The sequence below is a fragment of the Nocardia miyunensis NBRC 108239 genome, from assembly GCF_001613065.1.
In the GTDB taxonomy this organism is placed as follows: Bacteria; Actinomycetota; Actinomycetes; order Mycobacteriales; family Mycobacteriaceae; genus Nocardia; species Nocardia miyunensis.
Map to the genome: position 1 here is coordinate 1 of NZ_BDBQ01000099.1, position 12,745 is coordinate 12,745.

The following is a 12,745-nucleotide window of genomic DNA, read 5'->3' on the forward strand; positions in this document are numbered from 1 at the left end:
GTCGACATCCAACTCAGCGAAATGCCGCTTCACACTCTCCCACGCACCCTTGGCCGTGATACCCATCGCCTTGTGGTCATACCCCGCCGAACCACCCGAAGCGAACGCATCACCCAACCAGAAACCATACGACTGCGCGACCTCATTGGCGATATCGGAGAACGTCGCGGTCCCCTTGTCCGCGGCCACCACCAAATACGTGTCATCACCATCACGACGAACCACACGCTCAGGCGGAATCACCGCACCCGACGCACGATCCACATTGTCGGTCACATCCAGCAAACCCGAGATGAACGTCCGATAGCACGCCACCCCCTCGGCCTGCATCGCCTGCCGATCCGCCACCGGATCCCCCGTCACCGCCGGCGGATGCTTCACCACGAAACCACCCTTGGCACCCACCGGCACGATCACCGCGTTCTTGACGGCCTGGGCCTTGACCAACCCCAGGATCTCGGTACGGAAATCCTCCAACCGATCCGACCACCGCAACCCACCACGAGCCACCGGACCGAACCGCAGATGCACACCCTCCACCCGCGGCGAATACACGAAAATCTCGAACTGCGGCCTGGGCCTGGGCAATTCGGCGATCTCCCGCGGTTCCACCTTGATGGACAGGTAGGACCGCGGTTCGCCGTTCTCGTCGGTGCGGTAGTAGTTGGTTCGCAGCGTCGCTTTGACCAGACTCAGGATCGCGCGCAGGATGCGGTCGGCATCCAGGCTCACGACCTCGTTGATCCGCTCGGCCACCTCCTGCTCGAGTTCGGCGGCCCGCTCCGGCGAGGCGGAATCGGGGTCGAACATCGCGGCGAACAGTTCGACGAACAGCCGCGCCGCATCGGGTGCGGCCAGCAGCACCCGGGCGATATTGGCCTGGCTGTAGGGGAAATCGGCCTGCTGCAGATACCGCGAGTAGGCGCGCAGGATCGAGACCGTGCGCCAGTGCAGACCGGCGCGCAGGACCAGTTCGTTCAGCGCGTCGGCCGAGGCGCGGCCGTACCACAGCGCGTCGAATGCCTCGGTGAACCGCTGGCGCAGACCGTGTTTACGGGCCTCGAACTCATCGAGCCGGCCGGCCGTATCGATCAGTTCGTCGTCCATGTTCCGGTCGAGCGCGCGGCTCAGCAGATCCGGGCGTGCCTGCAGCCCGAAATCGTAGATCCAGCACTGCCGCTCGTTCTCGAACGCCACCTGGTACGGACGCTCGTCGACCACCTCGACGCCCAGGCTCTGCAACAGCGGCAGGACCTGGCTGAGCGAAATGCCACTTCCGACATAGAGCGTGAAACGCCATGAGCCGGAAGCGGATCCGCGTTTACGGTACAGATGCTGCTCGATGCGGTCGCCGCCGAGCTGTTCGAGCCGGACGATGTCGGCCAGCGCGCGGGCCGGACCGAAATCCTCCTTGTACGCCTCGGGCAGGGCATCGGAATAACGTTGCACGACAGCGGGATCGAGCACCGTGGAGCTGGACACCTCGTCGCGCAGATCGTCGTCCCAGCTGTGACTGGCCTGCCCGAGCAGATCCTGGATGCGCAGCCGGTTCGCCTCCGAGGCGTCCACCGGCGTGCCCGGCTGGGCGAGCCGGACCGTGAAATACACACTGGCCAGCTCGTTCTCGGACACCCGCGCCGAGTAGTCGATGGAGACGCCGCCGAGCTCACGAACCAGGATGTCCTGCATCTCGAGCCGGACCGCGGTGGTGTAGCGATCGCGCGGCAGATACACCATGCAGGCCACGAAACGACCGTAGGAGTCCGAACGCAGGAACAGCCGAACCTGCCGCCGCATACCGACATTCAGCACCGCGCTGGCCGTGCGGCGCATCGTCTCCACATCCGAGGAGAACAGTTCGGTGCGCGGGAAGGACTGGATCACCTCGAGCATGCCCTGCCCGGAGAAGGAATCCAGGTCGAATCCGCTGGCCTCGATGACGGTCCGTACCCGGCGCTCGATCACCGGAATTTCCAGCACGTTCGCATGCAGGGCGGTCACCGTGAAGACGCCGATGAAGACGTGTTTTCCGACGAGAGCGCCGGAGTCGTCGAAATCCGTGACACCGATGAAGTAGGGATACACCGAGCGATGGACCGTGGCCGGTACCAGGCCCTGGGTCAGCATCAGCAGCGGCCGGTCGCGACCATTGACCGGGACCCGGAAGTCGGTGCCCACGTCCGGGCGCAGTACGCCGAGGCAACTGTCCGGCACGACAACGGATTTCGACTCCGCGTCGGCGCGCTCGTACCGGGCGTACCCCAGCACGGTGAAGTGGCCGTCGGCCAGCCACCGCAACAGATTCGCGCAGTCGATCAGATCCGTCGAGGAGAACGGCCCGGTGCCGTTCTTCGCGGCGAGCCTCAACCGCCCGGCGATGGTGTCCTGCACCTCGCGCATGGCCTGGGTGTCGCCGATGACCTGACGCACGTCGGTGAGCACGTCGGGAATCTCGTTCTCCACGCGCGCCAGCAGTTCACGGCTGGTCGAGGGGTGCAGTTGAACATGCATCCACGACTCGCGCAGCCCGACCATGCCGTGACCGTCCACCTCGTGCGCGGCCGCGGATTCGAGCCGACCGTCGGCGTCGCGGATCACCTCGAAGATCGGGTGGATCACCTCGCTGACGCTGACACCGATCCGGGTCAGCGCGGCCGTGACGGACTCGACCAGCATGGGCATGTCGTCGGTGACCAGTTGGACCGCCGCACCGAGTCCGGTGTTGTCGTCGGGATGATGAACCAGAACGCGGCGCTCACCCGCCCGGCGCTGCATACCGAGCTCGAGGTGTCGGCGGAACACCAGGCTCGAACTTCCGCTGATAGCACAGTCCACATCGCCGGCGTCCACGTGGCGGAAATAGGCTTCCTCGAGCGTCGCGAGTTCGCCTCGCAGCGGCTCCGGTAACCCCGCCGCCCACGCGGCACTGGACAATTCGGACGAGACCGTCATTTTCTTCGCCAACTCCTCGGATTCGGTTCCGTAACAAAGTGACGCCGGAGTCGAGGGTAGCTGGGCGTCGCGAACACCGGAGGAAATACTTCCCAAAGTCCCGGCGACGCCCAGCCGCCAATGCGGCCCGGTTGGTCCTACCACGCTCAGGCACGAGCGCACTACCAGGTGAAGCCCGACATATGTTGCGCCCGTTGCCTATTGGGCGATTGTATCCAGTTGTGGCGAAACACACGTTTCGTCGGAGGGTTACCGCGCGGTAGCCATGCCGGCCGGGATCAGTCCCGGGTCAACTTGCGGTGGGTGACCCGATGCGGGCGGGCCGCCTCCGGGCCGAGCCGCTCGATCTTATTGGCCTCATAGGCCTCGAAGTTGCCCTCGAACCAGAACCAGGATGCCTCGTTGTCCGAATCACCTTCCCACGCAAGGATATGCGTGCACGTGCGATCCAGGAACCACCGGTCGTGGGAGATGACCACGGCGCAGCCGGGGAACTGCTCGAGCGCGTTCTCCAGTGAGCTCAGCGTCTCCACGTCCAGGTCGTTGGTCGGCTCGTCGAGCAGGATCAGGTTGCCGCCCTGTTTGAGGGTCAACGCGAGGTTGAGGCGGTTGCGCTCACCACCGGAGAGCACCCCGGCCGGTTTCTGCTGATCCGGCCCCTTGAAGCCGAACGCGCTGACGTAGGCGCGCGAGGGCATCTCCTGACTGCCGACCTCGATGAAGTCCAGCCCCTCCGAAACGACCTGCCAGACGTTCTTCTTCGGGTCGATCCCGGCGCGGTTCTGGTCGACGTAGCTGAGCTTGACCGTCTCGCCGATCTTCACCTCGCCGCTGTCCGGCGACTCGAGGCCGACGATGGTCTTGAACAGCGTAGTCTTACCGACACCGTTGGGGCCGATGACGCCGACGATTCCGTTGCGCGGCAACGTGAACGACAGATCCTTGATCAGCTGGCGGTCGCCGAAGCCCTTGTCCAGGTGCTCGACCTCGACCACGACACTGCCCAGACGCGGCCCCGCGGGAATCTGGATCTCCTCGAAATCCAACTTGCGGTGCTTCTCGGCCTCCGCGGCCATCTCCTCGTACCGGCCCAGACGCGCCTTGTTCTTGGCCTGCCGGGCCTTGGCGCCCGAGCGGACCCAGGCCAGCTCCTCCTTGAGGCGCTTCTGCAGTTTCTGGTCCTTCTTGCCCTGGACCTCGAGCCGCTGCGCCTTCTTCTCCAGGTAGGTGGAGTAGTTGCCCTCGTACGGGTAGGCGCGGCCACGGTCGAGCTCGAGGATCCACTCCGCGACGTTGTCCAGGAAGTACCGGTCGTGGGTCACGGCCAGGACGGCGCCGGCGTAGGAGGCCAGATGCTGCTCGAGCCACAGCACGCTCTCCGCGTCGAGGTGGTTGGTCGGCTCGTCCAGCAGCAGCAGATCCGGCTTGCTCAGCAGCAGCTTGCACAGCGCGACACGACGACGCTCACCACCGGAGAGGTTGGTGACCGGCTCGTCCGGCGGCGGGCAGCGCAGCGCGTCCATGGCCTGCTCGAGCTGGGAGTCGATATCCCACGCGTCGGCGTGATCCAGGTACTCCTGGAGCTTGCCCATCTCGTCCATGAGCTCGTCGGAGTAGTCGGTCGCCATCAGCTCGGCGATCTCGTTGAAGCGGTCCAGCTTGACCTTGACCTCGCCGAGACCCTCCTCGACATTGCCGCGGACGGTCTTCTCCTCGTTCAGCGGGGGTTCCTGCTGCAGGATGCCGACGGTCGCGCCGGGCGACAGGAACGCGTCACCGTTGTTGGGCTGATCCAGTCCGGCCATGATCTTGAGCACGCTCGACTTACCAGCGCCGTTCGGCCCGACGACACCGATCTTGGCGCCGGGAAGGAAGTTCAGGGTCACATCGTCCAGGACGACCTTGTCGCCGTGTGCCTTACGAACTTTCCTCATTTGGTAGATGAACTCAGCCATATCCCTCACCCTAGTGGTTTCGAACCGATCGACCGCACCCGCCCAGCGAATCCGCCCAGCTAGACAACGGGTTTTGCCCCGGTGCCCCACCCCGGGCGGAACCGCGTGGTTCCGGTCCGGACGTACGGCCGACGCGTCGGGCCGCGAACAGGGGTCCAGTCGCGGAAGCCGTGCTGATCACGGCATCGATAGCAGCGCGGAGCGATCGTATCGCCCGCACCTGAACGGGCTAGCCGCGCCCGGAGGCATTCGCGTCGACGGCTGCCACGAGTCGCTCGGCGGACTCCGGCGACGGTCTGTCGGCCCTGCTCGACGACGCGGCGTCGGAGAACATCGGCTCCGACGGTTTGCGGTGATTGCCGCGTCGCAGAACGGTGGCCGTGCACCGGCCCAGATCGGGGCCGAGCGCGCTGGCCCGCAGTTCCAGGTCCTGCCGGGAATGCCCCTCCTTGGTGCGATATTCACTCGAACGCAGCTGGCCGTAGACCAGGATCGGATCGCCCACACTCAGCGAGGCGCCGACCCCTTCGACCAATCTGCGCCAGCAGTTCACCGTGACGTACACGGTTCCGTTGTCGACCCAGTCCCCGCTGCCGCGATCGAGCCTGCGCGCGGTGCTGGCCATTCGGAAGGTCACCAGCTGTTGACCGTTGGGCAGACTGCGCCGCACCGGATGGGTGATCACATTGCCGATCAGTGCCGTATATGCCTCGTACATGACTCCACCCCTTGACATTTCGACGTTGCAGACAAGCCTGGCCGATCATCGAGGAGCGCAACAGAGCGAATCCCGATTTGGGGATAACTTTCGCCTTGTGAGCAGATGGTGTTCCGGATTTCTCCGGCCGTCGCGTCAGTACGTGGTGAGGTCCGTATTGGCCCCCGACAATACGATGACCGGCCGTTCCCCAGGTTGCGGCACATACGCCCCGCACTGGATCGCGGCCAGCGCGGTCGCCCCAGCGGGCTCGACGACGATCCGGAACTCGCGCCACAGATACTCCCGCGCCATCGAGATCGCGTCGTCGCTCACCAGGACCGAGCCGATCCGGTAGCGCTGCGCGAGCTCCAACGCCATATCGCCGATCCTGGTGGCGCCCAGCGCATCCGATGCGATCGTGTTGACGTGCACGTCCACCGCGCGCCCGGCGGCGAGGGCGGCGTGCAGAGTCGGCGCGCCCGCGGGTTCGACCCCGATCACACGTCCGCGCAGACCCAGCGCGGCCGCGATTCCGGCCGCCAGCGCGCCACCGCCCACCGGCACCAGAACCGGCGGGCGGGCCCGCACCTGACGTTCGATCTCCAGTCCGATCGTGCCCGCACCGGCGACCACCTCCGGCAGGCCGTAGGCGTGCAACTGCAGCGCCCGGCGTTCGGCGGCGAGTTCCTCGGCGTACCGGGCCGCCTCGGCGTAAGTCGTTCCGTGCCACAGCACTTCGGCGCCATAGGCCCAGATCGCGGCGACCTTCGTGTGCGGAGCGGACTCGGGCACCACCACCGTGCACGAACGTCCCAGGATCGCGCAGGCCAGTGCGGCCGCGATACCCGCGTTACCGCCGGATGCGATGACCACCGGACGCTCGTGGTTCCCGGAGGCGAGCAGCGCGTTGAGACTGCCGCGCACCTTGAAAGTGCCGCCGTGCTGGAGATATTCGAATTTGAGACTCACCCCGACCGGCCCGTTCGGACCGGCGACCTCGGTATGGCAGACGGGCGTCACCCGGATGTGGCGGCCCAGTCGCCGACGAGCGGCGCGCACGTCCGAGCGGTACAGCCGCGGTACCCGACCCAGTGTGGTCACCGGCGCTCCCCGTCGTGCCGGGCCAATTCGGCGAACATCGCGTTGTGCGCGGCGAGTTCGGCGTCGTGATCGCGGTCCGCGGCGCGATCGATGCGCTTCGCCTCACGCGAATCGCTGCGTGACCACTGGATCAGCAGCGCCAGCATGACCACGACCAGCGGCAGCTCACCGCTGGCCCAGGCCAGGCTGCCGCCGGTGTGCTGATCGCCGAGCAGGTCGTGATCCCAGCTCAAGCCCAGCGAGCGATAGAACCAGCCACCCATCACCGTGGTCATACTCATCAGCGCCACACCGAAGAAGGCGTGGAAGGGCAGCGAGCCGAAGATCATGCCGACCTTCGTCAGCGGCTGCACCTGCCGGGGTTTGGGGTCGATGCCGAGCACCACCCAGTAGAACAGGTAGCCCGACACCAGGAAGTGCAGATTCATCGCCAGGTGCGCGCCGTGCTGATCGATGACGGCGTCGAAGATGCCGCCGAGATACAGCGCGTAGAACCCGGAGATGAAGAACACCGCGGCGACAACGGGATTGGTCATGAACCGCGAGACCGGATTGTGCACCGCGGCCAGAATCCATTCCCGCGGTCCGGGCGGCGCGTCGCGACCCGCCGCGGGCAGCACCCGCAACGCCAGCAGCACCGGGCCGCCCAGCGCGAACAGGATCGGCGCCAGCATCGACAGCATCATGTGCTGTGCCATGTGCACGCTGAACATGGCCGGCGCGTAGCGGCCGACGCCCGAACTGGTGGCGATCAGCAGGATCGCGCATCCGCACATCCAGGAGATGGTGCGTCCGACCGGCCAGGCGTCGCCGCGCGCACGCAGGCGGCGCACGCCGATCAGATACAGCACCGCCAGCACGATCGACAACGTCCCGAAGATCAGGTCGAATCGCCAATCGAACAGGATCCGGGTGATCGTCGGCGGTCCGGGCAGGTCGTAGCCGATCTCCACCTCCACCGGCGAGGGCACCCGCCGCAGATCCGGCGGCGGGGTGCGGCCCAGCCCCACCGCGAGCCCGATCGTGGCGGCGAAGACCAGCGCCTCCACACCGGCGAACCGGATGAGCGCGCCCCTGTCCCCCGGATCGGCGGCGAGCGCGGGAATCGCCTTGCGCCGCTGCAGGAATCCGATCAGCCCCAGAGCGCAGAGCGCGACCGTCTTGGCGATCACGAGCTGCCCGTAGGTCGTGGTGAGCACATCGCTCAGCGGCACCCGCACCCAGGCGTTGATCACGCCGCTGATCGCGACGACGACGAACGCGCAGGTCGCGACCGCCGAGAACCGCCTGGTGGCCAGATCGGTGTGCGCGCCGCCGCGCACCGCGTGCGCGAGTACAGCGAACAGCCCGCCCGTCCACACCGTCACCCCCACCAGATGCAGGATCAGGCTGTTGGTCGCGATGTCGTGCGCACCGCCCGCGGAGGAATGCCCGGTCAGCGTGATCGGCAGCAGACAGGCCAGCGACCAGGCGAACAGCGGCGGCGTCCAGCCCCAGCGCAGCGCGAGCCGACAGGCGACCGCCAGGACGAGGGCCATGACGGCCGTCGTTCGCCAGGCTCCGGCGACCTCCACCTGACCGATCGCATGCCACACCTGTTCCGGCCGCAGGGTGCGCAGCACCGGTTGCCCGGTGGTGTCCGACAACGTCAGCGGCACCAGCAGCGCGGCGGTGCCCGCCCACACCAGCGCGCAGATCCCGGCCCGGCGCAGCGCGCGATATCCGGCCACGTCGAGCAGGCCGTTACGCTGCGGCGGGGTCAGGAACGCGGCGAACAGCAACGACCCGATCGTCAGCGCCCCGGAGAGATCCGCGATCGCCCGCACCGCGGGAAGCCCGTAGGTGGTCAGCGGACCGGGATCGGGAATGCCCAGCAGTGTCAGCGCCTGTGCCGCGGACAACCCCACGATCAGCGGCGCGACGAATGCCGCGACCGCGACCGCCATCGTGGTGAGCGCGGAAAACGTCGACGCGGACTCCGACCGAGGAGCCTGGCTGTCAGGTTCGGTGATCGAGTCCTGCGGTGACGACATGCATCGAGCGTAATGCGGTCCGCCCCGCACATCGGCCCCGCCCCGGCCGTCGACGCACCCGCTGTGACCCTGCCGACATGCCCGCGAGTCGCCGTCTCGATCACTGCGGCGCGAGCCCGAACACCTCGCGATACGCGCTGATCCTGAGGTCGGCTCCCTTCAACCGCGCGGTGGCCTCGGCGCCGAGCACGCCCACCTCGGGCGAATAGGACGCACCCCCGCCAGGCCCGAGCGGCAACGCTATCCCTTCGGGCCCAGGACGGTATCCGCGCAACTCGTCCACACCGGTGATCAGCGCTCGGATATTGGCCGCGACCACGTCCGCGTGCAGGCCCGCGGCCTTGGCGGTCTTTCCTTCTGAGGTGGCCACCAGGTCGCCGACCGCGAATACCCGGTCCTGGCCAGGCAATCGAAGTTCGGGAGTCACCTCCAGATACCCGTCGGGCCGCCGGGCGTGGGACAGCTCCGCCGCCAGGTAATCGGTCATCGGCCGCACACCGAAGCAGCGAAACCAGATGTCGGCAGCGATCGCGCGGCCCGAGCGAGTAAGCGCGGTGAAGGTCTCGAGTTCTCCGGCCCGCGAGGGCGGATCCGCGCGCAAGCCCGTGCCCAGAATCAACTCGACTCCGAGTTCGCCGAGTTGCCGGTGCAATTCGGCTCGGAGGTCGGGATGGTAGGCGCCGCCGAGAACGTCCTGCGCCGGGTCGATGATCGTCACCGATTTGCCCGGCCAGGCCGCGGTGATCTCACCGGCCAACTCCAGGCCGACCGCACCCGCACCGAGCAACAGGACTCGCTCGGCCGCTGCCAGTCTCGTGCGCGCGGCATGGAACCGCGCCTTCGCGTCCGCGCTGTCATCATCGTCGGTCTTGGCCGGGAACGGATACGCCGAGCCGGTCGCGAGCACCACGAAGTCGGCGTCGATCCGCTGGCCGGACCCGAGTTCGATCTTCGACGCGTCGACCCGCACCGCGCGCTCGCGCACGACGCTGCCGCGGCGCAACAGCCGGTCGTAGGGAAAGAACATCCGGTCGGTCCAGGCCGGATCGGTCAGCCCGCGCAACGCGGCCACGTTGTATACGAAGGCATCACGCGGCTCGACGAGGGTCACGTCCGCGATGTCATCCAATGCCTTCGCCACCGCTGTACCGCCGAATCCGCCGCCGATGACAACCACGTCAACCATGACTTCTCCAAGTTCGCATTACATACTGTTGGTTGTACGAACTAATTTAGTTCGTACAACCAACAACATGCAAGCGGCAGTAAAATAGCGGTGACCGGTATCAGGAGGTTTCGTGACCACAACCGTCGGACAACTGCCCCTCGCCGAGGCACTGGTACGCCTGTCTCATCGGGTGCAGCAGGTGTTCGCCGAGGTCAGCCGCAGACACGACCTCACCCCCCAGCAGGCTCAACTGCTGTGCCGACTCGCGGCCGGGCCTGTAGGAATGTCCGATCTGACGCGGTGGCTGGCACTGGAGAAATCGAGCCTGACCGGCCTGGTCGATCGCGCGCAGCGACGAGGTCTCGTCGTGCGCATCCCACACGAGACGGACCGCCGCGCATTCCAGATCGCCCTGACCGACGCCGGCGCCATCCGCGCCGAAGCCACCCACCGAGCCGTCATCGCGCAGCTGGACGAACTCCTGGTAACCGTCGACCCCGCGCACCGCGAACAGCTCTCTGCCCTGATCACCGGCTCGATCCTCGGCACTCCCCACCGATAACGGCCGCACCGACGCCAACGTCACGACACCACACCTTCGCCGACATGCCCGCAAGTTGCTCTCCGGAAACCAGAACAAACCTGGACGGTCGCTATACTCCCCTCACTGGACAGCACGCCTTCGAAGCGGCATGGTGTTTGGTGCCGCACTGCCTCCGTAGCTCAGTTGGATAGAGCAAGGGCCTTCTAATCCCTAGGTCGCAGGTTCGATTCCTGCCGGGGGCGCAACATAGGAATGCGATCCGCTGAACAGCGGGTCCAGCGTCTGTCCCCTAACAGTATCCGCGCCGATCGCGCGGTAAACATCGAACCAACCCGCACCCGGCTCGTGCGCATGTGTGGGGATCCACGCGCACGAGCGCGTACTCGACCGGCGACCACGCAGATGCTCCGCGCGGCGTCCACCGGCCGCGCCGGGGCGGCATCGGCCCTGCTGACGATGACGCGTCAGGTCGGCAGCGTGGTCGGCGTGGCCGTTCTCGGCACGCTTCGGCGCGGCAGCCGTCCCGCCGGCGACCGGCTTCGCCCACGCACTGACCATCGCCGCGATGGGCTGTCTGACAGCCGCGTACCTGGTTCGCGACAGCCGAACCGAGACCGTCCGGGAAAGGCTCACTGCATGACGTTCCCGACCTCGGTCGCGGAATTTTCGTTCGCGCCGCCGGTGGCGGGTGTGCGGCCGTGGCGCATGAACAGGGCGACCACCAGGGCGAACAGGCACATGCCCGCGGCCACCAGGAATCCGATGTCGTAGGCGCGGTCGGCGAAGACCTGCGGGACGGGCCGGGCGCCGGTGTCGTGTCCGGCGACGAGCAGATGCGCGCGAACCGGATTCGCGATGAGCAGGGCGGTCAGCACGGCCGGTCCGATGGCTCCGCCGAGACTCTGCATGACGCCGAACATGCCGATGCTGATGCCCTGCTGCTCCTGCGGAACCGCCTCGACCATCAGAATCGGCGTCGAGGCGTAGTAGAGGCCGAAGCCGATCCCGTAGACGGCGCTCACCAGCGCGAAGATCGGCCAGGTGTGCCCGAGACCCGCGAACGCGACGGCGCAACCGGCGAATATCACCAGCCCCAGGATGAGCGGCAGCCGCGCGCCGTAGCGGCGGGCCATCATTCCGGCCAGCGCACCCATGATCATGGCGACGACCGCCTGCACCAGCGCGATGTGAATGCCGTACTGCAACAGGGTGAATCCGTTGCCGTACGCGTAGTGCGGGACCAGTCGCACATCGATGGCCGATGCCGGCGCCGCGTCGTGGATCGCCGGAAGTGCTTGTCGCAGTAGGAGATCTCGCATCTGTCCGACACTGGGGGTCTCGGTCATGTAGGCGATCGCATATCCCTGGACAGCGCCCATACAGCTACCGCAGACGACGATCAGCAGAACCATGCTCACCTTCGGATGGAACAGCAGCCGCATATCCATGATCGGCACCCGCGCCCGCAGTTCGATCAGCACGAACGCGACCAGGAGCAGCACTCCGCCGATCAACCAGGCCAGCGCGCGGGGCCTGCCCCATCCCCAGTCCTGGCCCTTGTCGAGGTACAGCAGGACCAGCGCCGCGCCCGCGGACAGCAGTACCGCGCCGAGATAATCGATGCGCTGCGGCACTCGCAACGTCGAATCGGGCACGATGAGCGCGACCAGTGGCTCCATCACCACGACATACGCGAGCAAGAACCAGAAGATCGCCCGCCAGTCGAAGTTGTCGACCAGCCACCCGCCGACCAGCGGCGCGGTCACCGAGGAGAACCCCAGCCCCGTCGACATGATGCCGATGCCGAGTGGCACGTACCGGCGCGGTACGAGATCACGGATGAGGCCGAAGCCGATCAGCTGGGTCGCCACGGCCAGCGCCTGTAGTCCGCGGCCGACCAGGAACAACCACCAACTGTGCGTCAGCGCGTCGAGCAGGCAGCCCGAGGCGAAGAAGACGCCGCACAGCAGGAAGAAGGACTTCTTCCCCCAGACGTCGCTCATCTTGCCCAGCAGCGGCGAGGCGAAGATGCCGGTGAGGCCGAAAACGATGATCGCCCAACTGATGTTGGCGCCCTGCTCGGGAAAATCGCGCCCGATTTTCGGCAGCGCGGCCGCGACGATGGTGTACTGCAATGCCGCGATCTCGGTGAACAGCGCGATGACCACTATCACGGCGAAGATCCGCCATCGGGAAGCGCCGTCGAGACGTCCGGTCGGGTCGTCCTGCGACCCGGTGGTGCGTGCAGTGGCAGAAGTGGACATGGAATCCGCCTTGGAGAGTGTGACTTTC

General features: G+C 66.7%; 8 protein-coding genes and 1 tRNA gene. 2 read left to right on the plus strand and 7 right to left on the minus strand.

Going from position 1 to position 12,745, the window contains the following annotated elements; genetic code table 11:
• The 6 genes from NM2_RS38130 to NM2_RS38155 form a co-directional block, all read right to left on the minus strand.
• Positions 1 to 2,952, minus strand: a 2,952-nt coding sequence (locus NM2_RS38130) for an NAD-glutamate dehydrogenase domain-containing protein (RefSeq protein WP_174575734.1), incomplete at its 3' end; no start/stop codon positions are given.
• A gap of 278 nt (positions 2,953 to 3,230) precedes the next feature.
• A complete protein-coding gene (ettA, locus tag NM2_RS38135; RefSeq protein ID WP_067679877.1) occupies positions 3,231 to 4,907 on the minus strand; it encodes an energy-dependent translational throttle protein EttA in 1,677 nt (558 codons plus the stop codon).
• Positions 4,908 to 5,136: 229 nt separating this feature from the next.
• Complete coding sequence (gene ssb, locus NM2_RS38140) at positions 5,137 to 5,625, minus strand: single-stranded DNA-binding protein (RefSeq protein WP_084531991.1); 489 nt, start codon at positions 5,623 to 5,625, stop codon at positions 5,137 to 5,139.
• Positions 5,626 to 5,760: 135 nt separating this feature from the next.
• Entirely contained in the window at positions 5,761 to 6,708 is a 948-nt protein-coding gene (locus NM2_RS38145) for a threonine/serine dehydratase (protein ID WP_245718414.1), read from the minus strand.
• Complete coding sequence (locus NM2_RS38150) at positions 6,705 to 8,741, minus strand: bifunctional copper resistance protein CopD/cytochrome c oxidase assembly protein (RefSeq protein ID WP_067679880.1); 2,037 nt, start codon at positions 8,739 to 8,741, stop codon at positions 6,705 to 6,707. Before NM2_RS38150 ends, NM2_RS38145 begins: the two co-directional genes overlap by 4 nt.
• A gap of 100 nt (positions 8,742 to 8,841) precedes the next feature.
• A complete protein-coding gene (locus tag NM2_RS38155) occupies positions 8,842 to 9,927 on the minus strand; it encodes an FAD-dependent oxidoreductase (protein WP_067679883.1) in 1,086 nt (361 codons plus the stop codon).
• A 112-nt stretch (positions 9,928 to 10,039) separates the two neighbouring features.
• Here NM2_RS38155 and NM2_RS38160 point away from each other — a divergent pair, with 112 nt between their 5' ends.
• Together NM2_RS38160 and NM2_RS38165 are read left to right on the plus strand one after the other, a co-directional pair.
• Positions 10,040 to 10,471 (plus strand): MarR family winged helix-turn-helix transcriptional regulator, encoded by a 432-nt coding sequence (locus NM2_RS38160; protein ID WP_174575735.1) that lies wholly within the window; start codon positions 10,040 to 10,042, stop codon positions 10,469 to 10,471.
• Between the two features lie 150 nt (positions 10,472 to 10,621).
• A tRNA-Arg gene (locus tag NM2_RS38165) sits at positions 10,622 to 10,695 on the plus strand.
• A 387-nt stretch (positions 10,696 to 11,082) separates the two neighbouring features.
• On the opposite strand, the gene NM2_RS38170 is transcribed toward NM2_RS38165, so the two are convergent.
• Positions 11,083 to 12,717 (minus strand): MFS transporter, encoded by a 1,635-nt coding sequence (locus NM2_RS38170; RefSeq protein WP_067679886.1) that lies wholly within the window; start codon positions 12,715 to 12,717, stop codon positions 11,083 to 11,085.
• Between the last annotated feature and the right edge of the window lie 28 nt (positions 12,718 to 12,745).

What these genes read in the sequence shown, in the direction of transcription:
- ettA (WP_067679877.1), bottom strand. Translation starts at nt 4,907, where the DNA reads ATGGCTGAGTTCATCTACCAAATGAGGAAAGTTCGTAAGGCACACGGC.
- ssb (WP_084531991.1), bottom strand. Translation starts at nt 5,625, where the DNA reads ATGTACGAGGCATATACGGCACTGATCGGCAATGTGATCACCCATCCG.
- NM2_RS38155 (WP_067679883.1), bottom strand. Translation starts at nt 9,927, where the DNA reads ATGGTTGACGTGGTTGTCATCGGCGGCGGATTCGGCGGTACAGCGGTG.
- NM2_RS38150 (WP_067679880.1), bottom strand. Translation starts at nt 8,741, where the DNA reads ATGTCGTCACCGCAGGACTCGATCACCGAACCTGACAGCCAGGCTCCT.
- NM2_RS38170 (WP_067679886.1), bottom strand. Translation starts at nt 12,717, where the DNA reads ATGTCCACTTCTGCCACTGCACGCACCACCGGGTCGCAGGACGACCCG.